This window comes from Deltaproteobacteria bacterium, assembly GCA_029858205.1.
Taxonomy (GTDB): Bacteria; Desulfobacterota; GWC2-55-46; order GWC2-55-46; family DRQE01; genus JAOUFM01.
The window spans coordinates 35,923-59,288 of sequence record JAOUFM010000010.1; the positions used below are offsets into that span (position 1 = coordinate 35,923).

The following is a 23,366-nucleotide window of genomic DNA, read 5'->3' on the forward strand; positions in this document are numbered from 1 at the left end:
GATATCAAGCGGACTTAAAGGAGCGCATGAAGATAACAGCTGAAATGATAGAAGAGCACGGGCTTACAACCGACGAATACGCCCGTATAAAGGAACTGCTAAAAAGAGAGCCAAATTACCTCGAACTTGGCATATTCTCCGTGATGTGGAGCGAGCACTGCAGCTACAAGTCCTCGCGCGTGCACCTTAAGAACTTCCCGACAAAAGGCCCGCGCGTTTTGCAGGGCCCGGGCGAGAATGCCGGGGTCGTTGACATAGGCGACGGCCTTGCCGTCACCTTTAAGATGGAGAGCCACAACCATCCTTCTTATATAGAGCCCTATCAGGGCGCTGCAACCGGGGTAGGTGGAATACTAAGGGACGTCTTTACCATGGGCGCAAGGCCTGTTGCGCTCCTTAACTCGCTTCGTTTCGGCTCACCCGAGCATCCGAAGACCAGATACCTTGTAAACGGCGTTGTAGCCGGAATCGCAGGGTATGGCAACTGCATGGGCATACCTACTGTCGGCGGCGAGGTGTTCTTTCATGAATCCTACAACGGCAACTGCCTTGTGAACGCGATGACAGTCGGAATCGTAAAGAGCGATAAGATATTTAGGGGCAATGCCTCCGGTGTCGGCAATCCCGTGCTGTACGTCGGCTCCAAGACAGGCAGAGACGGCATACACGGCGCAACAATGGCAAGCGATGTATTTGGCGAGGGCGGAGAGGAAAGGCGCCCGACGGTTCAGGTCGGCGACCCGTTCACGGAGAAGCTTCTTTTAGAGGCGTGCCTCGAGGCCTTTAAGACCGATTATATCGTCGGCATTCAGGATATGGGAGCGGCAGGGCTTACTTCGTCGAGTGTGGAGATGGCCTCGCGCGCAGGAACAGGCATAGAAATAGATGTTACCCTCGTGCCGCGTAGAGAAGAGGGCATGACGCCCTATGAAGTGATGCTCTCGGAATCCCAGGAGCGCATGCTCATGGTCGCGAAAAAAGGGTGCGAGGATAAGCTCCTTGAAATATTTAAGAAGTGGGACCTCGATGCCGCTGTTATCGGCAAGGTCACTGATTCGGGGTTTGTCCGTATAATGGAGGGTAAGACCGTTGCTGCCGAAATACCCGCCGAAGTCTTGACCGAAAACGCGCCCGTTTACACCAGGCCGTCAAAGAGGCCGGATTACCAGGACGAGCTACAAAAGCTCGATACCGCGAAAATACCTCTGCCAAAGGATTATAACGAGGTTTTATTAAAGCTTGCCGGTTCGCTAAACATTGCAAGCAAGGAGTGGGTTTATTCGCAATATGATTATATGGTGCGCACGGACACTGTCGTAAGCCCCGGCTCCGATGCCGCTGTTGTGCGCATAAAGGGCACCAATAAGGCAATAGCCGTGACATCGGACTGTAATTCGAGGTACTGCTACTTAGACCCCAGGACCGGAGGCGCGATAGCAGTAGCAGAGGCTGCAAGGAATATAACTGTCTCAGGAGGGCTTCCTCTTGCGCTTACCGATTGCCTGAACTTTGGAAACCCCGAGAGGCCAGATGTCATGTGGCAGTTCGAAAACTGCATAAAGGGCATGACCGAGGCGTGTAATAAGCTCTCCGTGCCGGTTGTTAGCGGTAATGTCAGCCTCTATAACGAGACCTCCGGTGTGTCGGTGTATCCGACACCGACTGTTGGCATGGTCGGGTTAATAGAGGACATGGCGCATGTAACAACGCAGCATTTTAAAAAGGAAGGCGATGTTATCGTGCTTCTTGGCGCGACAAAAGAGGAACTTGGCGGCAGCCAGTACCTAAAGACCGTGCACGGCATGGATAAGGGCGCTCCTCCAACGCTTGATCTCAATGCCGAGCTTGGGCTTCAAGATGCTTGTAGAGAGATGATAAGGAGTGGTATAATCAAAAGCGCTCATGACATATCCGAGGGCGGGCTTGCCGTTGCCGTTGCCGAAAGCTGCATTACACCGGACGGTTTCAAGGGTGCGGAGGTTAAGGTCGATTTTGGCGCGATGCGCCCTGACGCTGTTCTCTTTGGAGAGAGTCAGTCCAGGATAATAGTGAGCATTAACGAAAAGGACACAGCCTCTCTCGAAAAGATAGCGAAGAAGCACGGAGTAGAGGCTCTGCGTATCGGCACGGTCAAAGGCTCTCTGGTAAAGATAAACGATGTAATCAATATCAGTGCTTCGGATATAACGAAAGCCTGGAAAGAAGCCTTCGCGGCCTTTGTTGCCGCGTAACGGAGATAATATCCCATGTTCGATAAGTTCAATGACGAGTGCGGTGTCGTAGGCGTATATAACCATACCGAGGCTTCGAATATAGCGTACCTCGCGCTGCACGCGCTCCAGCACAGGGGCCAGGAGAGCGCGGGCATAGTGTCTAGCGACGGGGTAACGCTTCATTCCCATAAAGGCATGGGCCTTGTTGCCGAGGTCTTTGACGAAAAAATACTTTCCAACCTTCACGGCGCGTCCGCCATTGGGCACGTAAGGTATTCCACAACAGGCGAATCACATATAAAGAACGCGCAGCCCGTGCTCATAAACTACGCCAGAGGCGCTTTGTCAATGGCGCATAACGGCAACCTCGTTAATGCCGGAAGACTTCGTGACGAGCTTGAGGCATACGGCTCGATATTCCAGTCAACAATGGACACCGAGGTAATCGTCCACCTCATAGCGTCGAGAAAGGAAAACCAGCTTGTAGAGCGCCTCACATACGCCCTTGGCAGGGTGCAGGGCGCGTATTCTCTTGTCGTGCTAACTGAGAAGCGTCTTATAGCCGCAAGGGACCCGCACGGCTTCAGGCCGCTAATGCTTGGAAGGTTAAAGGAAGGCTGGATAGTCGCTTCCGAAACTTGCGCATTCGATCTTGTGGAGGCCGAGTTCGTAAGAGAGATAGAGCCCGGAGAGATACTCGTAATCGACGCAACCGGAACAACCTCATATAAACCGTTCGAGAAAAAACCATACACCCCCTGCATATTCGAGTTCATATACTTCGCCAGGCCCGATAGCCGCATATTCGGCCCGATGAACGTCTATAGCATAAGAAAGAATTTTGGCAGAGAGCTCTCGAAGGAGCACGTTGTCGATGCCGACATGGTAATCCCCGTGCCTGATTCTGGTGTTGGCGCAGCGCTTGGATATGCCGAGGCCTCGGGCATACCGTTTGAGATGGGCTTTGTGAGGAATCATTATATAGGCCGCACCTTCATCGAGCCAAAGGACTCCATACGTCACTTCGGCGTGAAATTGAAACTTAATCCAGTGAAGGATCTCTTGAAGGGTAAGCGAATAGTCGTTGTCGACGATTCCATTGTGAGGGGTACTACCAGCAGGAAAATCATCAAGATGATACGGGACGCAGGCGCAAAGGAAGTGCACATGCGCATAAGCTCGCCGCCGACTGTGTCGCCGTGCTTCTACGGCATAGATACTCCTACAAAGGGCGAGCTCGTTGCCGCGAACCACACGGTCGAGGAGATTAACAGGTTTATTACCTCCGATACGCTTGGATACCTGAGTGTCGAGGGCATGTACAGGGCGGTTAAGGAGTGCGGCGAGTCTTTTTGCGACGCTTGCTTTACCGAGAAGTACCCTGTCGAGAAGCAGCACGACAGGGCGCAGCCCCAACTGGTGCTTTTTAAATAAAGGGAGAACGATGCGCGTAGTTTTTGACAAGAATGTAGTTAAAAGATGGGGTGCGCTGCTTTTTGCCGGCGCGGTTATATTTGCGCTTAACGGCTGCGTTGTACGGCAGATGCTTAAGTCCGACGCCTACACGGCGGCCCTTAACAGGTGGACGAGCACGGCAAAGGTCTACAAGGATATCGAGATGAGGCTTTCCATGACAGCCACCTTCAAGAGCCTCGAGTACAGGAAGGCCTATGTCGAAGAGTTCGCACGCAAGTACCAGATAGACACGGAAAGCAAGGACCGGCTGCTCGCAAGGGAAATAGAGACGCACGGCGCGTATAACGAATTTTTCGTCGTTGCGTACACGCCGCTTTATCAGTGGAACGACCTCGAGCAGAAGAAATCCGTGTGGAAGCTCTATCTTATGAACAAGAACGGCGCAAAGACGCTGCCAATTGAGATAACCAAGGTCGACCACACCGAGGCGTTTTATATAGAATTCTTCCCGTACCTTGACCACTGGAGCAACGCCTATGTGGTCAAGTTCCCGCGCTACGATTCAACGGGCGCGGTATCGCTTGGAGAGGAAGACGCGGAGCTTTTGAGGATTGTTGTCACAGGGCCGCTTGGCAATGGCGAGGCAACCTGGAAGCTGGATAAAAAGGCACCCGTGAATGGCGGACAAGAAGAAAAGTAAAGAGCTCATAGACAGGATACTTTCACACCCGACAGCCGTGTTTTTTCTTATCGGCGTTATTGTCGTGATTTTTTCGGTAGTGCTTTTCGCAGTCAAACCAAACCTCCTTACACGTATCGATCTGCAGTTTTCGGATGTAATGTTCAAGGTGCGCGGTCCGGTTGCGCCCCCCGAAGACGTCGTCATCGTCGCCGTTGACGAGAAGAGCATAAATGAAGTCGGCAGGTGGCCGTGGAACAGGACAAAGACCGCGGAGCTTATTGACGGGCTAAACGAGGCTTCTGCAGTCGGGCTTGATATTGTTTTTTCCGAGCCGCAGCTGCCAAGCCCCGGATGCCTTGACGAAGGGTCGGACGCCGCGCTCGCAGCTTCTATAAGAAAAGCCGGGAACGTGGTGCTTGGATATTACTTCAGGGACGATTCCACCGAAGAGCCATCGAAATTGGCGCTCGATAAGCTCTCCGATGCCAAGGTAAAGATAACGCGCCGCGTGGACGGCTCCAAGAGTGAACAGGGCGGCGCTGTCGCAATGGTTAAGAAAAGCACAGGCGTTGAGTTGAATATCGAGCCCATACTCGAAGCCGGCGCTGCGGGGCAGGGCTCCTTTAACGTTACCCCCGGCACAGACGGCGTGCTAAGGACCGCTAACCTCGTTATCGGGTATAAAGAGGGCATGTACCCGGTGCTTTCGATGGAGGCGCTTAAGGTTTATCTCGGTGAACAGATAATAGTCAACGAAGGCGAGTACGGCGTAGACAGTCTTAACATAGGCGAGGCATATATTCCGACCGATGAGCAGGGCCGCTTCCTTTTGAATTACTACGGCCCGGGCGGGACCATAAAAACGTATTCCGCGGCCGATGTCATGAATAAGCGTCTGCCGCCGGGCACTTTCAAGGATAAGGTCGTCTTTATAGGCATAACGGAAATAGGCATCTACGATATAAGGGTAACACCGATGGATCCCGTGTTCCCCGGGGTCGAAATGCATGCTACCGTCGTCGGCAACGTCATGGAAGGGAATTTTATAGTAAAGGACGCTGTCACGGCGTTCTTTACGTTCCTTGGCATATTGTTTTTGCCGCTTATTCTGGCCTTTGTCATTTCGAGAACCCACAGGACATATGTGACCCTTGCGGCATTTGCCGTGCTCTTTCTAGTGTCATCGGTAGTGGCATATATGCTTTTCGCAAAGGCAGGCATGATGGTGAGCCTGTTTTATCCGCTCGTATCGCTTTCTTTGGCGTACGTGTCAATGGAAGCTTATAGAAACCTCGTTGTGGAAGGAAAAAGCAAGTTCTATAAAAAGGCCTTCTCGACGTATGTGCCGCCGCAGCTTGTTAGCGAAATTATAAAGAACCCTGAGAAGCTAAAGCTTGGCGGAGAGAAGAAGATAATCTCGGTTCTTTTCTCCGACATACGCGGTTTCACGACCATGTCGGAGAGCCTGGAACCGCAGCGTCTGGTAGCGCTCCTTAACAGCTACCTCACACCCATGACAGAGATAGTGTTTAAAGAGCAGGGCACGCTCGATAAATACATAGGCGACGCCATCATGGCCATATTCAACGCGCCTGTCGATGTTGTCGACCACCCGAGGCGCGCCTGCACGACCGCTGTTACGATGATAAGGGCGTTGCCGAAATTGAACGAAGGATGGAAAACAGCCGGCTTTCCGCCGGTCGATATAGGCATCGGCATTAATACGGGCGAGGCCGTTGTCGGCAACATGGGCGCTGATCTGCGTTTCGATTACACAGCAATAGGCGATACCGTGAACCTTGCTTCCAGGCTTGAGGGCATGACCAAGCAGTACGGCGTAAAAATCATCGTTAACGAAAGCACCTATAGCGCCTGCAAGGAAGACTTCGTCTTCAGGCTGATCGACCTCGTGAGGGTCAAGGGCAAGAACGAGCCTGCGGCAGTGTATGAGCTTATGGGGTTGACGACCGAGATGGAGAAGTACGCAGCGCTCTCGACAGCCTTCAGGGACGCCTACGTTGATTACAGAAAGGGCAAGTTCAAGACGGCAAAGGCGGCCTTCGAGGCCATACTGGCCAAATATCCAAGTGACGGCCCGTCGCTTACCTACATCAAGCGCTGCGACGAGTTCATCGCAACGCCTCCGCCTCCCGGGTGGGACGGCGTCTACGTCTCCAAAACTAAATAAGTGTTCTCAGTGCGCCTTGGGCTTTGGCGCTGCCGTTTTCTTTTTCCCGTCAGGGCCGACTATCGATATAACGTACTTTCCGGTCGTGATGTATTTCTTCGAGGCCTTTAATATCTCTTCTCTGGTGACAGACTCTATTATCCCCGGATATTCCTTGTAGAACTCGTGCCCGAAGCCGAGTATGGCGTTAGTGGCCATGTTCGAGGCCATGCTTGAGGCGCCCTGGAGCCCCATCTCGAACTGCCCGACTATCGAGCGTTTTGCCTTGGCTATTTCCTCGTCAGTAACGCCGTCCTTTACGGCTTTATCGAGCTCTTTTAGTATGCCGCTTATGGCCGCGTCCTTTTTCTCCGGGGCAGAGCCTATGTACACGCCGAAGGCCCCGGTATCGGGCGCTGGCACAAGGAACGACGATACTGCATAAGCCAGACTCTGTTTGTCGCGAAGCTCTACGAAGAGGCGTCCTCCCTGGGAGGAAAGTATTTCGTTTAGCACGGTCATCACGTACACGTCCCTGTCGTACATGGACGGGCCGGCAAAACCTATGCCGATGTTTAGCTGCTCTTTGTCCTTTGCCGCGCCGGTGGTCTTGACGGCCGTAATCGACACAGGTTTACCCTTCATGGCTGAGTTGCTTCTTCTGCCCTGGAATGAGCCGAGCTTTTTTCTGGCGTTTTCTATGAACGCCTTCGAATCCATGTCGCCGACTACCGCGATTACCATGCCGCCTGGGGTGTAAACGCTTTTATAGTAATCAACGAGCTCCTTTTTCTTGAATTTGTTTACAGTATCTATGCTGCCCTTTACCGGCATGGAGTAGGGGTGGTCGGAGAAAAGGTCCTTATAAAGAAGCTTGAATGTGTAGCCCGGCAGGTAGTCCTCGTCGCGCTTTATCGCGGCAACAGTGTCCTTCCTGACTTTTTCGATTTCTTCTTCAGGAAATGACGCGTTAAAGAGCACGTCGGTAAAGAGCTCGAACCCTCTGTCGAAGTATTTAGAGAGAAACGTTCCGGAGAGCCCTGCTGTGGTCCTTCCGGAAAATCCTCCAATCGATGCTGCAGTGTCTTCTGTTTCCCTTCCGATATCTTCAAAGCTGCGTTTTAGAGTGCCGCGCGTGAGCATGGATGCCGTGAACGAGCCGATGCCGTTATTTGACGCGGTCTCGTAGAGGAGCCCGCCCTTGACCGTTGCGTACACGGATACGGTCTCGTTCGAGTGGTCTTCCATCACAAGAAGCGTTATGCCGTTTGGCAGCTTTTCCTTTATGACGGCGCTTGGCGCCGCAGTCTTTGGCGGTGTATCCTTGCCGGCCACTGCGTAGGCAAAGGCCAGAGCGTTCCCGAGGGCTTCTTTATCGCCCTGTTTCTTGCCTTTGTCTTTTGATGTTTTGCTTACAGCGAAGTACTCATCCAGGGTGTTCTTTTGCGCCTCCGGAACTATGGCGGCGACGGTAGAGTTTTCGGCTGTAAAGTATTTCACAAGAGTTGCTTTTACGTCCTCTGCCGTAACAGAGCGTACGCCTTCTATATATTTTTCCTCGAAGGACAGGTCTCCTGCGGCGCTCTCGTAGTACCCGAGCTGGCTTGCCTTGCCGTCCATAGTCTCTCTTTGGTATATGAAGTCGCTCTCAAGCTGCAACTTTGCCTTTTCCAGTTCGCGTGGCGTGGGGCCGTCGCGTTTTAAGCGTTCGATTTCTCCGATGGACGCAATGATTGCTTGCGATACCTTGGCAGCGTCGAGCCTTAGCGATACGAGGAAAAGCCCCGGGTCCTTGGGCGTCATCGAGTACGCAGATACGCCGTAGACAAGCTGTTCGTCCATCTTTAGCCTCTTATAGAGGCGGGAGGTCACGCCGTCGCCAAGTATTACCTGTATGACGTCTATTGGGTAAACGTCTTTGTGGTTCACGGACGGTATGTGAAAGGCGAGGGTAAGGTGCGTTTCGTTTATGGGTTTGTATTCGACAACCGTTCTTGGAGCCGTCTGCTCTGGCTCGGGCGTTCTTTCCGAACGCGCGCCTTGCTCCGGCGATGCCTTAAATCCGTTAAAGGCTGCGGTCACCTTTTCGATGGCGGTTTTGGTGTCAACGTCGCCTGCTATGACGAGTATGATGTTATCCGGGGTGTACCATTTCTTGAAAAACCCGACGACCTTCTCTCGCGTGAATTTGCTTACCGTGTCTTCATACCCTATGACAGGGCGGCCGTACGGGTGCTTCGAGTATGCAGTAGAGAGCGTTTTCTTGTAGAGAAGGCGGCCGGGGTTATCCTCGTTCATGCTTATCTCTTCGAGCACGACCTTTAGCTCTTTATCGAGCTCGCTAGGGTCGAAGGCCGAGTTCTGGAGCGCATCGGCTATGACGTCGAGCCCCGTTGAAAAGCTCCTTGCAGGCACTGTTGTGTGGTATACGGTGTTGTCGAATGAGGTGTAGGCGTTTACGTCGCCACCGGCGCTCTCTATCTCTCCTGCTATTTCACCGACCCCGCGCTTTGCCGTGCCCTTAAAGAGCATGTGCTCGAAAACGTGAGCAAGCCCGGCCTCGTCGCCGATCTCGTCGGCAGCTCCTGTGTTGACCCATGCCTGTACGGCAACTACCGGCGCGCTTTTGTCTTCCTCTATTATAACGGTTAGGCCGTTTGGGAGCTTTGTCTTCGTGATATTACGTTTTGCTCCCCATGACGGGGCCGCGGCAGCCAATATCAGTAAAATGGGCAGTGCGGCAGCCAGCAGCGTTTTGAAACAATTGTTTTTTGCAGGCATTGTGGTCATTTCCTCCGTAAGAAGTTTTTACAGGCAATGAGACGCGCGAGGCTTTTATTATACGCTTCTCGAAGCATCTTTTCAACAAGAGAGCATTGCCCATTGACATTCCCGTCGCGCCAGTTAGAATTTATATAAGTAGCACAAAGAGGAGGCTAATATGCCGCAGCCAAGGATAACCGCAGCAGAGCTTAAAAAGCTAATTGATTCGTCCGATACCCCGCTTATACTCGACGTTCGTGGCCCTAATTCGTATGATGCAAGCGATAAGAAGATTCCAGGCGCAGTGAGGATAGGGTTAGATGAACTTGAAGGACGCTTAAGCGAACTGGACCGGACACGCCAGGTAGTAGCGTACTGCACCTGAACAAACGAGCATTCGAGCGCCCGTGCGGCTGCTATTCTATCGCATAACGGCTTTAAGCGCGTTGCAGCGCTTCTGGACGGCTTCGACGGATGGGTGAGGGCAGGGTACCCGGTGGAGAAGAAGTAGCGACTATCTACGGCCTTTCCTGTGCTTCTTTATCATACCGGGCGAGGTAATAGCCGTTGGGGAAAGCGCTTTTTCGAGCTCTTTTTTCGTTAGAAGCCCCTTTTCTATTATTAGCGTTGCTATGTCCATGTCTTTTTCCACGGCTTCTTTGCTAAGCTTTGCAGCCTCGCTATATCCTATTAGCGGGTTAAGTATGGTTGCGATGGCAGCAGACCTCCTGAAGTACCTTTCGCAGGCCTTTTTATCGGCCTTTATTCCCGCTAGGCACTTCGTTGTTAGCGTGTTTACTGCGTTTGTAAGTATCTCCAGTGATTGTAGCAGATTGTGGTTTATTACCGGCATCATGACGTTTAGCTCGAGCTGCCCGGCCTGCGCTGCCATCGCTATTGCCGTATCATTGCCTATTACCTGAAACCCCACCATGCAGACCATCTCCGGGACTACGGGGTTGACCTTCCCGGGCATTATGGAAGACCCGGGTTGCAGGGCCGGAAGTGTTATTTCGGATAGCCCTGTGCGAGGGCCTGAGCTAAGTAGTCTTAAGTCGTTGGATATGCGTATTAGCTCTATGGCAAGTGACTTAAGCGAGCCGGAGAGGGTGGTAAATGGCAGCATGCTCTGCATTGAGTATGGCAGGTTATCGCTTGTTTTGAGGCCAGTTATACCGGAAACCTGAGAAATAATCTTACATATTAGCTTCTGGTATCCCTTGGGCGTATTAATGCCTGTGCCAACAGCGCTTCCGCCTATGCCAAGGGTTTTTAGCCCCTTTTGCGCTTCTTTTATAAGGCCCAAGCTTTCTTCTATTGCCAGGGCATAGGCTAAGAACTCCTGGCCAAGGCGTATTGGCACGGCGTCCTGAAGGTGCGTTCTGCCGGACTTTATGACAGTGTCGAACTCCCGGGCCTTTTTTCTTAGCGAGGCAGAAAGGGTATTAAGCTCTTTTATAAGGGCTGCGGACGCCTTAAGTGCCGCAATACGCATGGCCGTTGGAATGACGTCGTTTGTGGACTGCGACATGTTCACGTGGTCGTTTGGATGTATGACCGAATAGTCGCCCTTTTTTCCGCCAAGTATCTCTATTGCGCGGTTGGCGATTACCTCGTTCGCGTTCATGTTGTGCGAGGTGCCGGCCCCGGCCTGAAAAACGTCGACGTGAAAGTGCTCTGATAGTTGGCCGTTTATTATCTCGTCAGAGGCCTTTATGATTGCTCGGGCCCTACGCTTATCGAGTACTCCAAGCTTATAGTTAGCCTCTGCTGCCGCGCGTTTGACGATTGCCGTTGCCTCTCTGAATTCCGTGGTGGCGTGGAGCCTGCTTATCCGGAAGTTTTCCATGGCGCGAAGCGTCTGTATGCCGATGTAGGCATTGGATGGAAGAAACCTTGCGCCAAGAGAATCGGTCTCAATGCGCATTCCGGTTTTCTTTGCCATTAGGGCCTACCTCTCTATTGTAAGTTTCTTGTTGGCTGCAAGCGGAGCGCTTATGATGATATGTCCGGCGAGGGTGTCCATTTCCTTGCCGCCGACAAGGAGCTTGACGCGCTTTATGCGGGAGTTTAGCGCCACGGTGTTGACTATCGAGTAGATGGTCTGAAGCTCGGCTGCGGAGCCGCCAGGGTGGTTTTCTACCACCTCTTTACTGAGGTCAACGTAGGCTACGTCGTTCTTTATCTTGACCGAGAGAAGCTTCGTGCCTTCTGGTATCGTTGAATCAAGCCCTGTTTTCGAGCCTTTTATGAGTATTGCTACGGCCTCTGTAATCTGTTCCTCAACAGAGCCTTTCTTTAGCGGACGCTTTTCTGCCTTGAGGTTAACTCCGTCGGGTGAGAGGAAATATATTTCAGCGTCGAATGCCTCGCCTTCCTTTATATGTGCCGGGGCAGGCGTTGGCTCGATAGGCGACGTTACTACAGCAGCGGGCGGTTTTTCCGTAGGCTTGTCCGGTTTCGACGGCTTTATTAAATCCGGGAAGAACTTATCCCCGAAAAACACCAGAAACAGCACGCAGGCGATGAAGGCGAGTCCTGCAGATAGTAAGAAGTGCCACGATATGCCAGTACTCTTCCTTGCCACCCCGGTTATCCTCCTATGTCCACGAGAGTGGCCTCTGTTATGTCTTCGCCAATGAATACCTTGCCGACCTTCATGAACCTTTCGGGCGAGTCTGTCACGTAGTATGCGTGCTTTGCCTTGGCTGTTCTTGCTTTCGTAAGCAGCCCCTTACTTTCGAGAGTCAGCCGCACGGCATCGGCGGTTGTTGCCGCAGAGTCTATTATCTCTACATCCTCGCCCATGATCTCGCCGAGTATGGGCTTTAGAAGCGGGTAGTGCGTGCATCCGGCAAGGAGCACATCCACGGAGGCGTTCTTAAGTTTTTGCAGGTACGTCTCTGCCGTAAGCCTTGCGACTTCATTATCTGTCCAGCCTTCCTCCACAAGAGGCACGAAGAGCTGGCAGGGCTGCGTTACGACCTCTATCGTCGGGTCTACTTTCTTTATGGCGTTTACGTAGGCGCTGCTCCTGATGGTGCCTTCCGTGCCTATTACGCCTATCTTGCCCTTAACGCTCGCCCTTACTGCCGCCGCAGCTCCAGGCTCTATGACGCCTACAACAGGGATGGGTAGCGTACTCCGAAGCTCTTCAAGGGCGTAGGCGGTAGCTGTATTGCAGGCAACGACCAGCATCTTTATGTCAAAGCGCAGGAGAAAGTCGGTAATCTTTAGCGAGTACTTTATGACCGTCTCTTTCGACTTCGTGCCGTAGGGAACCCTGGCCGTGTCGCCAAGGTATATTGTGTCCTCGTTTGGAAGGGTCCGGATGATTTCCTTTAAGACGGTAAGGCCGCCTATGCCGGAATCGAATATGCCTATGGGTCGTATCGCGCTCATGCCTTAATTAAGTCTATGGAATAGGTGCGTTATTGTCAATGGAAATTTGGGGGCGATATGCTGTATAATCGGTCTGTGGAAGGGGGGACGGGGATGTCCGGCCGATATGCACGCAGCCTCCTCCCGGAAACAATAATGCATTGAGAGGATTTTTCCAAGGTGCCTTTAAAAGCTTTTTCACGAGACATAGAGATTTATATAAAGTCCCGCTACGGGCTGATATGCATCGAAACCGTGGAGGAGGAACGCGCCGAAGAAGTCATAAGGCACATCGCGTTTTCCATGGACATGGCCTTTGCCAAATGGTGCCCGGCAACAGGGCTTACCATGCACTACTCCAATACGCCCATTGACAAGACCAAGGACATTCTCAGTGCCGTTGAAGAGCTCGAAAACGTCAGTTTCGGCGGCATATGGTTTTGCGCCGGCCTTCATGACGGGTTCGAAAAGAGCCTTAATTCGCAGACGATCTTTAACATGGTAAAAAAACTCGCGAAGTCCACGGGCGCCATCGTCATGGTCGGCGACAATCATAATATTCCGGACAGAATAAAACCGTACGCGGCCTTTGTGAAGCTGCCGCTTCCTGGCAAGGTGGAGCTTCACCGTATGATAAAAGGCGTTATCCGCGACCTCGAAAGTAAAATGAAGGTGCATGTCGACATATCGCAAGACGACGCCGAGCGGATGGTCAATAATCTGTCAGGCCTTACGTTCGTTGAGGCGCAAAAGGTGGTTACAAAGGCAATAGTCGAGGACGGCATGCTCACGGCCGACGATATCGCAAGGATAGTTGAGTCGAAAAAAAATATCATCGCCAAGGAAGGCGTGCTCGAGTATTATTCTGCTCCTGACGGCAAGGCCGAAACAATGGATACCGTCGCAGGGCTTGATAGTCTCAAGGCGTGGCTCGAAAAGCGAAAAAAAATACTGACCAGCCCGAATGAGGCGAAAAAGTACGGCCTGGATTTTCCAAAGGGCATACTGCTTTTAGGTGTCCCGGGCACGGGTAAAAGCCTTTCTGCAAAGGCAGTTGCGCGCGAGTGGGGGCTGCCGCTTCTTAAGATGGATACCTCGGCCCTCTATAACAAGTTTATCGGCGAGACCGAGAAAAACTTCAAGCGCGCCATGACAGTCGCGGAAAAGATGTCGCCTGTCATATTGTGGATAGACGAGATAGAAAAGGCATTTTCACAAGGGGACTCCACCATGGACGGAGGGCTTTCCCAGCGCGTGCTCGGCACGTTTCTTTCGTGGCTGCAGGATAGAAACGGCAGGGTATTCATAATGGCCACGGCCAACGACATAGCCAAGCTGCCGCCGGAACTTCTAAGAAAAGGACGCTTCGACGAGATATTCTTCGTCGATCTGCCCTCTGCCGCTTCGCGCGAGAAGATATTCGAGATACAGCTTAAAAAGCGCGGCCAGGACCATTCGGGATTCGATCTCCGCGGGCTTTCGATGAAGAGCGAGGGGTTCTCGGGCGCCGAAATAGAGCAGGTTGTTTTGAGCGCTCTTTACACGGCGTTCTCTGACGGCGAGAAACTTACTGCGGCGCATATCGAAAAAGAAATCACCTCAACCCAGCCTCTCTCCGTAACAAGGGCCGAGGACATAAGCGCCATGAGGCAATGGGCAGATGGCAGGGCCGTTAAGGTATAAGCTTTATTTTTTTGCGGCATCGACCATGGATTTTAAAGGATAATATGCCGTATAATCGTCTTTGATTGCGAGTAAAGGGGGGACGGGGATGGACAAAAAAGGCGCATATCTAAGTACCATCGAAACTGAGCATGCCAAGATACGCGAGATAATCCGCGAGTTAAATGGGCTGCTCGAAGGCAAGAACGATGTCGCGTTCCTGCACAGGCCTCTTGTCGAGCTGTCGGTTCTCTTGCCGCGCCACGTGGACGGCGAGGACGCAGTCTTTTACAGGGAGCTTAGAAGCGAAGCCGTGATAAAAGGCCAGGCCGCGCTTCTTCCGGCGCTTGACGTCTACATGAGTTCCATGCACGAACTTACGAGGCGTGTAGAGGAGTTCTTTCAAAGATATCTTGGCGACTCTATAAAAGTCGAAAAGGACAGGGAAGAGTCCTTTGTTCGTGAGCTTTCAGCCCTTCTCGACGACGTCATCAAGCGCATGGATAGCGAAGAGGGAAGCCTTTTTCATATATACAGGGCATACTTTCCAAAAGACTAACAATGGAAAATTCCGAAATAGCGGCTATATTCGAGGATATCGCGCATCTCTTGGAGATTCGCGGCGAGAACCCGTTTCGCGTGCGCTCGTATAAGCGCGCTGCCGAGGCCGTAAGCTCCATGACGGTAAGCGCAGAGAAGCTTGTTGGCGAGGACGAAAAAAGCCTTGAAGAAATACCTGGCATAGGCAAAAGCATACATGAAAAAATAGTCGAGATAGTAAGGACCGGCGACTGCTCGCTAAAGAAAGAGCTTCTCGAAAAGTTTCCAGATGGCATACTCGATTTACTAAAAATTTCCGGCGTTGGCCCGAAAAAGGCAGCGCTCTTTTATGAAAAGCTCGGCATCGGCAATGTCGACGACCTTGAAAAGGCCGTTAACGAAGGCAGGCTTGGCGACGTTGCAGGGCTTGGCGAAAAAACAGAAATCAACCTTAAGCGCGCAATAGCCGCGTACCGTTCGATACAGGGCTCTTCGCTAAGATACAAACTGTCGCTTGCAATGTCTAGCGTGGATAAGTATTCAAAGCACATGCTCTCGGTAAAATCCGTAAAGCGGGCCGAGTTCGCAGGAAGCCTTAGAAGATGGAAGGAGACCGTCGGAGACCTCGATATGCTCGTAGAAAGCAATGACCACGAGGCAGCGCTTGAGAGGTTTGTGTCTTACGGCGAGGTGGCCGAGGTTGTGCAAAGAGGTGAAAAAAAAGCAGCAGTGCGTCTTAAAAACCGGCTGCAGGTGGACCTTCGCGTGGTGGATAAGGACGAGTTTGGCGCGGCACTTCAGTATTTTACAGGTTCGAAGTCCCATAATGTGGCTTTGCGTGACCGCGCAAAGCGCATGGGGTTTAAAATTAACGAGTACGGCGTATTCAGCGAAAAGACAGGGAAGAAGGTCGCAGGCGCAGATGAAAAAGGGGTTTATGAAAAGGTCGGGCTTTGCTGGATAGAGCCTGAACTCAGGGAAGATATCGGGGAGATCGCTGCTGCTGAAAAAGGCAAATTGCCAAAGCTTGTCGATGTAGATGACATACAGGGCGACCTTCACATGCACACGACCGAGAGCGATGGGCATAATTCATTAGAGCAAATGGCAGAGGCGGCGATCAAACGCGGGTATTCTTATATTGCCATCACAGAGCACTCGAAGGCAGTCGGCATAGCGCACGGGCTCGATGAGACAAGGCTTAGAAAATCGCTTAAGGCAATAGACAACCTGAATGAAAAACTTAAAAAGAAAAAGGCAAAGTTCTTCGTGCTAAAAGGCGCTGAGGTGGACATCAGGCACGACGGCTCACTAGACTATGAGGAGGACGCGCTGGGAGAGCTTGACTGTGTTGTCGCTGCTGTACATTCGTCCTTTAATATGCCGAAGGCTGAGATGACCGAGCGCATAATACGCGCAATCGAGAGCGGGCTCGTGAACATAATCGCCCACCCGACCGGGCGCCTCATAGGGTACAGGCCGCCTTACGAGATGGACATGGAGAAGGTTGTAAAGGCCGCGAAGACGCACAATGTCGCGCTCGAGCTGAATTCTTTTCCGGAAAGGCTCGATTTATCGGACGTTCACTGCCGCCTTGCAAAGGAACACGGCGTGCCTGTCGTGATATCCACGGATGCGCACTCTGAGCACGATTTCGCGAATATAGTCTACGGCGTGCATACCGCGAGACGAGGGTGGCTAGAGAAAAATGACGTGCTAAACGCGAGACCGCTTGTTGAATTGAAAAAGTTCCTTGCCAAGGGAGGATAACCGATGCTTACTCACATACGCAAAAGGTCGAGAAAGACAGGGCTGCCGCCTGGCACGGTCGTATATACGGGCGATAAGAAAGACGCTGCCGTGCACATAGACGTGCTGCGCTACGGCCCGGATACCTTCGAGATGCGAGAAGGTGTTAGTGCCGCTGACTTAAGGCCTCCTGTAAAGGGCGATTCTACCGTCACGTGGGTTTCCGTGACCGGCGTGCATGATGCGCATATGCTCGAGACGATAGGCGGTATCTACGGCCTCCATCCGCTCGTTTTGGAGGACATAGCCAATACCGGACAGAGGACCAAGGTCGAGAGGTTCGACGAGTACGTGTTCATAGTGATGAAGCTTCTCGGGGCGCACTCTGGCGGGCATCACCCGCATCCCGAGCAGCTTTGCATAATAGTTGGCGATGGGTTTGTCATAACTTTTTCGGAAACGCTCCCGGTACTTTTCTCGCCCATAAGAAAAAGGCTTTCGAACATAAAAGAACAGCTAAGGCACAAGGACTCCGGGTACCTCGCGTACGCTGTGATGGATGCGGTTGTCGACGGGCATTTTATCGTGCTGGACGGTTTTGCCGAAAGGCTTGAAACGCTAGATAAGGAGGTTCTCTCGAGCCCGAACCAGAAAACGCTAAGAAGCATATACACGCTAAAGGGAGAGCTCCATCTGATAAGGAAAACTATCGCGCCGCTTCGAGAGATATTTGTTTCTCTCGAGCGCGGCGATACGCCTGTATTCGACGTCTCGGGCAGGTTCTATCTTAGAGACATCTACGACCATGTCATACAGTTGACCGAAATAACCGATTCCTACCGCGAGGCAGCCACCGAAATGACCGAGATATATCTCTCGAACGTCAACATGCGCACGAACACCGTCATTCAGGAGCTTACTGTTGTTGCTACCATATTCCTGCCGCTTACCTTCCTAACAGGCGTATACGGCATGAATTTCAAAAACATGCCGGAGCTCGAGCATCCGTATGGGTATTTTATCTCGCTTGCGGCAATGGGCGTGCTCGCGGTCGGGCTTTTCTTGTACTTTAGGCGTAAGAGGATATTTTTAAGTAAATAATGGTTACGCCTGACGAAGGATACCCATGCTTACGAAGTACTCCATAAGGACGCTTAAGAGGGTAGAGTTCCTTGATATAACCTCCAGGGTCGACGAGGCCGTGCGCCAAAGCGGCGTTATCGAGGGCATTGCCATAGTGTTTTGCCCGCACACTACGGCCGGTATTACCATCAACGAGAACGCGGACCCTTCGGTTGTGTTGGATATGATAAACAAGACATCTAAACTTATCGAGGAGGGCGATAATGCCTACCGCCATGCAGAGGGAAATTCCGACTCGCACATCAAGTCATCTTTGTTTGGCGCTTCTCTAACGCTTATAATAGACGGCGGAAGGCCGCTTCTTGGCACATGGCAGGGCGTGTACTTCGCCGAGTTCGACGGCCCGAGGGAAAGAATCTTTTACGTAAAAGTAATCGAGGGGTAGGGTTACGCCGAGGCCTGTTTAAGCGGCTGCGAATTAACTATCTTCTCAGCCTTTACTCTCGCAATCCTGTTCTTTTCCATGTCAACTACTGTGTAGCGCATACTGTCCTTTGTGACGAACTCTCCGCCCTTTGGCATTCTCTGCAGCATGGCGAGCATGTAGCCGGCAAGCGTGTTGTGCTCGAGGAGCTCCTCTTCGCTGAAGCTTAGCCCGAGGTCCACCAAGTCTCTTAGCGAAGCGGATGCGTCGATTAGCATGGAGCCGTCCTTTAGTTTCTCGACAAGCCCGCCTTTTTCTATATCGTACTCGTCCTCTATCTCTCCGACAAGCTCTTCGAGTATGTCCTCGATTGTCACTATTCCGTCCACATCGCCGTGCTCGTTAACCACGATGGCAAGGTGCACGCGTTTACGCTGCATCTCTCTTAGGAGGCGGCTTATCATTATCGAATTGGGCACGATGTAGGGCGTCCTTATGAGGCTTTTCAAGTCGAATGTGGCGCACCCGACGGAGGCCTTGAACACGTCCTTGTTGTAGATGACGCCCTGTATCTGGTCGAGGTGCTCCTTGTAGACCGGATATCTCGAGAACCCGGTGTCGGTGATGAATTTTAATACCTTATCCGAGGGCGTGTTGATATCGATGGCGCTTACGTTGGGCTTGGACACCATTATCTCAGAAACGTTTCTATCGGCGAAGTCGAATATTCCGTGCAAAAGCTCGGCCTCGGTCTTCTCGAATACTCCCTTGGCAGTGCCTTCTTTTATGTAATATTTGATTTCTTCTTCAGGCAAAAAGAGGTGGTCGGTCTTTTCCTTTATGCCAAACATGTGCAGCAGGAAGCGCGTCGAGGTCGTGAGGACAAGAACGAACGGCGATACGGCCTTGGCCATCATGTCTATGGGCCGCGCGGCCATCATGGCTATGCGCTCGGCATGTCTAAGCGCTATGGACTTTGGAAATAGCTCGCCAAGCACGAGGGTTGCATAGGACAGCAGGACAACCACGATGCCTATGGCAAGAGGCTCGGCTATGTTCTGTATCGGTTCAAAGGGTACGGACGCTAGAAGTGGCTTTAGGAACTCTACCGCCGCAACACCGCCTATGACAGAGGCGAGGGTGCCAACTATTGTGACGCCTACCTGCACTGTCGCCAGAAAGCGCTCCGGGTCGTCCTTCATGTCGCGGACAAGCTTGGCCGACTCCCTGCCTTCTCTGGCAAGGTGCTCAACAACGCTTCGTCTCGATGATATGATTGATATTTCTGCTGACGAGAAGTACCCGTTAATGAGAATCAGGATGAGGATTAAGATTGCTTCGAGTAATATACTGTCTATGGGATTTACTCTCCTTTCGCTTGTAGGGCGGTTTCTCCGGTAACTCGAATCAAGCTGCCGTTAAAAAACCGCCCTGGCTCCCGTGGCAATAAGTATACCATAAAGGGTAGTCGCACGGCAAGTGGCGCCGCAATAATTTTTTTATACTTCAATAAAAACAAGCTGTTGCGGTAAATACTTGAGACTTATTATAGGGACTTAAATGGCCTTTTCCCCGCAAATACGGCTGTTCGGCCAAGCTCCTGCTCGATTCTAAGTAGCTGGTTGTACTTGGCCAGGCGGTCGGTCCTGGAGGCTGAGCCGGTCTTTATCTGCCCGGCGTTGGTTGCAACACTGATATCGGCAATTGTCGAGTCCTCGGTCTCGCCGCTCCTGTGCGAGATGACGGCCGTGTAGTTCGCGTTCTTTGCCATCTCTACCGCTTCGAGCGTTTCGGTGAGCGTGCCTATCTGATTGACCTTCACGAGTATGGAGTTAGCGATGCCGTTTCTGATGCCTTTTTCGAGTATCTTGACGTTCGTGACGAAAAGGTCGTCGCCAACGAGCTGGGTCTTTGTTCCGAGCGCATCGGTAAGTATCTTCCAGCCCTTGTGGTCGTCCTCCGCAGCGCCGTCCTCGATAGATACGATGGGGTAGGCCTTTACGAGCGAGGCAAGGTAGTCTACCATTTTATCGGAAGAGAGTTTCTTGCCGTCGATGTCATAGGAGCCGCCTTTGTGGAACTCACTCGATGCGCAGTCAAGCGCGATGAACACGTCCTTACCGGCGGTGTAGCCCGCCTTCTTGGCTGCCTCGATAATGACCTCGATTGCTTCTCTGTTGCTCCTAAGATTTGGCGCAAAGCCGCCTTCGTCGCCAACAGCGGTGTTGAGGCCCCTGGACTTAAGAAGCGCCTTTAGCGAGTGGAATATCTCCGTGCCCATGCGAAGGCTCTCGGAGAAGGTATCCGCGCCGGCAGGCACTATCATGAACTCCTGGATGTCCAGGTTATTGTCCGCGTGCGCGCCGCCGTTTATGATGTTCATCAAAGGGGTGGGGAGCACCTTTGCGTTCGTGCCGCCGATGTAGTTATATAGCGGCAGGGCAGATACTTCGGCCCCGGCCCTGGCAAGGGCCAGCGATACGCCAAGTATTGCGTTGGCGCCAAGCTTTCCCTTGTTGGCGGTGCCGTCAAGGTCGATCATCAAGCGGTCTATGTATGCCTGGTCTCTGCAGTCAAGGCCGATGATTTCCGGCGCGATCTTCTTTAGCACGTTGGAAACGGCTTTTTGTACGCCCTTGCCAAGGTAGCGGTTCTTGTCGCCGTCCCTTAGCTCCACTGCCTCGAGCTTTCCGGTGGATGCGCCCGAGGGCACTGCAGCGCGCCCGATTACGCCGTCCTCTGTGATGACGTCTACCTCGACTGTGGGGTTGCCTCTTGAGTCGAGTATTTCGCGTGCGTTGATGTCTACTATGTTGGACATGTCGTGATATGCTCCTGTTTGTTGGTATAGGGTGGTGATGAGCGTGTTCTTGTGTGTTGCGGGGATATTATACTTTTTTGGCAGTAAAATGCAAGTGTGGAAGAGGGGATGGTGTCATTCCCGCGAAAGCGGGAATCCAGTGTCTCTTGTCTGTCATCCCGAACTTGTTTCGGGATATCGTCTTTTATAAAAGCCAGATGGTGAACCTCGTTCAGCATAACAAGAAGTTTTGCCCCTGCGGGGCGGCTTTTGGGTATGGGGCAGGCGGGGCTGCGACCCCGCCGCATAACCGCCCCATGCGCTGCCCCGCTTAAATCGCTTCGCTCATGCGACCCCGGCAGCGCATCCGCCTCTTATGCGGCCCGCTTTAAGCCCCGCGTATGCCCCATACCCGGGGTTTGGGGAAAAATAGAAACCGCCGATTTTTGAGTGATACTTTGTCAGAGGCGACTTTGACTTACTCAATGTATCCTACGGATACACCTGCGGCGTAAAAGCCGGCCATTATACGCGCCGCCAAGGCGGCACGATGCCTCGCTTGACGCAAAATCCCGCATCAAGTACGGGACAAGCTTGGCGGTTTGATTCATGGTTAAGGATTTGCTTGACTTTTTTGGTAAGGTGAGGGGATAATCTTTTTTCAAACATTGAATTAGAAGCTAGAATGAAATAATTTGTTGCGAGGCGCTATGACTGAAAAAAATGCTGATTTACTAGGTATCAAATCCTTCGGAGAGGCAGCGAATACTTTAGCAAAGGGTGTTGTAGATGCCGCTGGAGCATTTTTAGGCAGAATTTGTTTGCCAGCAGCTGAGGAGTTTGGTTTATATCTTGAGGATAAGGTGTCGGCATGGCGAACTAAAAATACTGCCAATATAGTTTTAGGTGCTAAGCAAATACTCGAGTCTCAAGGTGGAATAAAAAACAAACACGCACATCCTCGATTGGTCCATACTATTTTAGAGAATGGCTCATGGGTGGAAGACACGGATATTCAGAAGATGTGGGCTGGTTTGTTGGCCAGTTCATGCACTGAATCCGGAGATTGCGAAGAAAATCTGATGTTTAGTAATTTGTTGAAACAGCTTACTAGTTTGCAGGTCAAAATATTAAAATATGCTTGTGAGCATTCTGAGAAATATATTATTACTCCGACAGGTCTGCCATTTTCTAACGCCTTATATATAAGCACAGAAAAATTAAAAGCTATCACTGGTGTGGTAGATATTCATAGGCTAGATAGGGAGTTGGATCATTTAAGGTCTTTAGAACTTATAATAGGTGGGTATAATAGTTTGGGCAGTAATCCTGAAATTACACCAACAGCTTTAAGTATGCACTTGTATGTTAGAGGGCACGGTTCGGAGGAATCTCCTGTAAGTTTTTTTGGTATAACAAAAACTCGCTAACAATTATTCTGAGCAACGCCCACTGTACTTTATCTAATCCGTCATTCCCGCGTGTCTCTGGGCGGGAATCCAGAAAGGCCGTGCAAGTAAAGGGACTGGATTCCTGCTTGCGCAGGAATGACGAAAAAGCGGATGAGGGGTTATAAGTAAAGGATTACAATAAAAGCATTTATCATTCAATCCGTCATTCCCGCGTGTCTCCGGGCGGGAATCCAGAAGGTTTTGAAGAATTTTTACGTATATATTCTTTGCAGTAAACGCAACGGCACTTTGTATGCAGGGTTGACCTCTAACCTTGCAAAAAGAACGTATGAGCACAAAAATAATCAGGTAGACGGTTTTACAAAAACATACGGCGTTCATCGTCTTGTCTGGTACGAAATGCACGAAACATGGGAAGGCGCCGTTAAAAGGGAAAAACAGTTGAAGCGGTGGAAGAGGGCGTATAAATTGCGCCTTATAGAAGAAAGCAATCCGGAGTGGAAGGATTTGTACGAGGACATTTGCAGGTAGAAAACCTGGATTCCCGCCCAAAAGAATGCGGGAATGACGAATTGGGGAAAGCACTGGGTTGTTATAAGATGGTAATGGTGCTGTCGGTCAGGTTTAACCTTATTTCAAACTTGCAAGTCGGCTGGCAGGCAAGGCGCATGTGATTTTTCGAGTGCAGGCGTCACGCCTGCCGCAAAAATCGGCGGTTTATTGGCACGGTTAATAAGTCATATCCATGAAAAAACCATTCAAATACGATGCGTCCGGACTAAACGAGGCGCAATTCGAGCCCGGCTCCGGCAAGAGGGTGCTTAAGAATCTGCTCGGCATAAAATCCAAGCGGGCGATGGACAAAATAGAGGCCGCTGCATACATGATGGCAATAAAGGAATCCGCGAAGATTTATGATAAAGGCCATAGGTTCACGCTAAAGGATATTTGTAAAATCCATAAAATCTGGCTCGGAAAAATATATAAGTGGGCAGGACAATACAGAAATGTCAATGTGAGCAAGGGCGGATTCCAATTTGCTGCCGCCAAATACGTCCGCCACCTAATGCCGGA

19 protein-coding genes are annotated in these 23,366 nt (G+C 51.6%); 13 read left to right on the forward strand and 6 right to left on the reverse strand.

All coding sequences use genetic code 11. From position 1 onward, the window contains the following. The first annotated feature begins 26 nt into the window (after positions 1-26). From purL to OEV59_08230, 4 genes are read left to right on the forward strand one after another with little or no spacing between them, the layout of a single operon-like run. On the forward strand, positions 27-2,231 hold the full coding sequence (purL, locus tag OEV59_08215; GenBank protein MDH4227710.1) for a phosphoribosylformylglycinamidine synthase subunit PurL: 2,205 nt from the start codon (positions 27-29) through the stop codon (positions 2,229-2,231). A gap of 15 nt (positions 2,232-2,246) precedes the next feature. Next, the gene (gene purF, locus OEV59_08220; protein ID MDH4227711.1) at positions 2,247-3,647 is read left to right on the forward strand and encodes an amidophosphoribosyltransferase; all 1,401 of its coding nucleotides are present in this window, start codon (positions 2,247-2,249) and stop codon (positions 3,645-3,647) included. 10 nt (positions 3,648-3,657) lie between these two features. Continuing rightward, on the forward strand, positions 3,658-4,329 hold the full coding sequence (locus tag OEV59_08225; GenBank protein MDH4227712.1) for a hypothetical protein: 672 nt from the start codon (positions 3,658-3,660) through the stop codon (positions 4,327-4,329). Next, positions 4,307-6,499: an adenylate/guanylate cyclase domain-containing protein gene (locus OEV59_08230; protein MDH4227713.1), complete on the forward strand. Its 2,193-nt coding sequence runs from the start codon at positions 4,307-4,309 to the stop codon at positions 6,497-6,499. The genes OEV59_08225 and OEV59_08230 overlap by 23 nt, the downstream gene beginning before the upstream one ends. A gap of 6 nt (positions 6,500-6,505) precedes the next feature. Here OEV59_08230 and OEV59_08235 read toward each other — a convergent pair whose 3' ends face one another. Beyond that, entirely contained in the window at positions 6,506-9,259 is a 2,754-nt protein-coding gene (locus tag OEV59_08235; protein MDH4227714.1) for an insulinase family protein, read from the reverse strand. 160 nt (positions 9,260-9,419) lie between these two features. Between OEV59_08235 and OEV59_08240 the strand changes: the two genes are divergently transcribed. Next, entirely contained in the window at positions 9,420-9,626 is a 207-nt protein-coding gene (locus OEV59_08240; GenBank protein ID MDH4227715.1) for a rhodanese-like domain-containing protein, read from the forward strand. Between the two features lie 129 nt (positions 9,627-9,755). On the opposite strand, the gene OEV59_08245 is transcribed toward OEV59_08240, so the two are convergent. From OEV59_08245 to murI, 3 genes are read right to left on the reverse strand one after another with little or no spacing between them, the layout of a single operon-like run. After that, positions 9,756-11,186: an aspartate ammonia-lyase gene (locus OEV59_08245; GenBank protein MDH4227716.1), complete on the reverse strand. Its 1,431-nt coding sequence runs from the start codon at positions 11,184-11,186 to the stop codon at positions 9,756-9,758. Positions 11,187-11,192: 6 nt separating this feature from the next. Next, positions 11,193-11,828 (reverse strand): GerMN domain-containing protein, encoded by a 636-nt coding sequence (locus OEV59_08250; protein MDH4227717.1) that lies wholly within the window; start codon positions 11,826-11,828, stop codon positions 11,193-11,195. A 5-nt stretch (positions 11,829-11,833) separates the two neighbouring features. Further along, the gene (gene murI, locus OEV59_08255; GenBank protein ID MDH4227718.1) at positions 11,834-12,643 is read right to left on the reverse strand and encodes a glutamate racemase; all 810 of its coding nucleotides are present in this window, start codon (positions 12,641-12,643) and stop codon (positions 11,834-11,836) included. 159 nt (positions 12,644-12,802) lie between these two features. Here murI and OEV59_08260 point away from each other — a divergent pair, with 159 nt between their 5' ends. The 5 genes from OEV59_08260 (at position 12,803) to OEV59_08280 (ending at position 18,101) form a co-directional block, all read left to right on the forward strand. Further along, positions 12,803-14,305, forward strand: coding sequence for an AAA family ATPase (locus OEV59_08260; GenBank protein MDH4227719.1), 1,503 nt, complete (start codon positions 12,803-12,805; stop codon positions 14,303-14,305). 88 nt (positions 14,306-14,393) lie between these two features. Continuing rightward, positions 14,394-14,843, forward strand: a complete 450-nt coding sequence (locus tag OEV59_08265; protein ID MDH4227720.1) for a hemerythrin domain-containing protein — start codon at positions 14,394-14,396, stop codon at positions 14,841-14,843. 2 nt (positions 14,844-14,845) lie between these two features. Next, the gene (gene polX, locus OEV59_08270) at positions 14,846-16,594 is read left to right on the forward strand and encodes a DNA polymerase/3'-5' exonuclease PolX (GenBank protein ID MDH4227721.1); all 1,749 of its coding nucleotides are present in this window, start codon (positions 14,846-14,848) and stop codon (positions 16,592-16,594) included. A 3-nt stretch (positions 16,595-16,597) separates the two neighbouring features. Beyond that, positions 16,598-17,674 carry a magnesium/cobalt transporter CorA gene (gene corA, locus OEV59_08275; protein MDH4227722.1) on the forward strand — a complete coding sequence of 359 codons (1,077 nt, stop codon included), beginning with the start codon at positions 16,598-16,600 and terminating at the stop codon, positions 17,672-17,674. 25 nt (positions 17,675-17,699) lie between these two features. Next, entirely contained in the window at positions 17,700-18,101 is a 402-nt protein-coding gene (locus tag OEV59_08280; protein MDH4227723.1) for a secondary thiamine-phosphate synthase enzyme YjbQ, read from the forward strand. A gap of 2 nt (positions 18,102-18,103) precedes the next feature. On the opposite strand, the gene OEV59_08285 is transcribed toward OEV59_08280, so the two are convergent. Then, the gene (locus tag OEV59_08285) at positions 18,104-19,402 is read right to left on the reverse strand and encodes a hemolysin family protein (protein MDH4227724.1); all 1,299 of its coding nucleotides are present in this window, start codon (positions 19,400-19,402) and stop codon (positions 18,104-18,106) included. Positions 19,403-19,626: 224 nt separating this feature from the next. Continuing rightward, on the reverse strand, positions 19,627-20,901 hold the full coding sequence (eno, locus tag OEV59_08290; protein ID MDH4227725.1) for a phosphopyruvate hydratase: 1,275 nt from the start codon (positions 20,899-20,901) through the stop codon (positions 19,627-19,629). 689 nt (positions 20,902-21,590) lie between these two features. Between eno and OEV59_08295 the strand changes: the two genes are divergently transcribed. The 3 genes from OEV59_08295 to OEV59_08305 form a co-directional block, all read left to right on the forward strand. Then, positions 21,591-22,310: a DUF4393 domain-containing protein gene (locus OEV59_08295; GenBank protein ID MDH4227726.1), complete on the forward strand. Its 720-nt coding sequence runs from the start codon at positions 21,591-21,593 to the stop codon at positions 22,308-22,310. Between the two features lie 222 nt (positions 22,311-22,532). Beyond that, complete coding sequence (locus tag OEV59_08300) at positions 22,533-22,823, forward strand: GIY-YIG nuclease family protein (GenBank protein MDH4227727.1); 291 nt, start codon at positions 22,533-22,535, stop codon at positions 22,821-22,823. 214 nt (positions 22,824-23,037) lie between these two features. Next, positions 23,038-23,366, forward strand: a 329-nt coding sequence (locus OEV59_08305) for a Fic family protein (GenBank protein MDH4227728.1), incomplete at its 3' end; no start/stop codon positions are given.

Coding starts and splice junctions, on each gene's coding strand:
- purL (MDH4227710.1), top strand. CDS start 27: ATGAAGATAACAGCTGAAATGATAGAAGAGCACGGGCTTACAACCGAC.
- OEV59_08235 (MDH4227714.1), bottom strand. CDS start 9,259: ATGCCTGCAAAAAACAATTGTTTCAAAACGCTGCTGGCTGCCGCACTG.
- polX (MDH4227721.1), top strand. CDS start 14,846: ATGGAAAATTCCGAAATAGCGGCTATATTCGAGGATATCGCGCATCTC.
- OEV59_08295 (MDH4227726.1), top strand. CDS start 21,591: ATGACTGAAAAAAATGCTGATTTACTAGGTATCAAATCCTTCGGAGAG.
- OEV59_08265 (MDH4227720.1), top strand. CDS start 14,394: ATGGACAAAAAAGGCGCATATCTAAGTACCATCGAAACTGAGCATGCC.
- OEV59_08245 (MDH4227716.1), bottom strand. CDS start 11,186: ATGGCAAAGAAAACCGGAATGCGCATTGAGACCGATTCTCTTGGCGCA.
- purF (MDH4227711.1), top strand. CDS start 2,247: ATGTTCGATAAGTTCAATGACGAGTGCGGTGTCGTAGGCGTATATAAC.
- OEV59_08225 (MDH4227712.1), top strand. CDS start 3,658: ATGCGCGTAGTTTTTGACAAGAATGTAGTTAAAAGATGGGGTGCGCTG.
- OEV59_08230 (MDH4227713.1), top strand. CDS start 4,307: ATGGCGGACAAGAAGAAAAGTAAAGAGCTCATAGACAGGATACTTTCA.
- OEV59_08240 (MDH4227715.1), top strand. CDS start 9,420: ATGCCGCAGCCAAGGATAACCGCAGCAGAGCTTAAAAAGCTAATTGAT.
- corA (MDH4227722.1), top strand. CDS start 16,598: ATGCTTACTCACATACGCAAAAGGTCGAGAAAGACAGGGCTGCCGCCT.
- eno (MDH4227725.1), bottom strand. CDS start 20,901: ATGTCCAACATAGTAGACATCAACGCACGCGAAATACTCGACTCAAGA.
- murI (MDH4227718.1), bottom strand. CDS start 12,643: ATGAGCGCGATACGACCCATAGGCATATTCGATTCCGGCATAGGCGGC.
- OEV59_08280 (MDH4227723.1), top strand. CDS start 17,700: ATGCTTACGAAGTACTCCATAAGGACGCTTAAGAGGGTAGAGTTCCTT.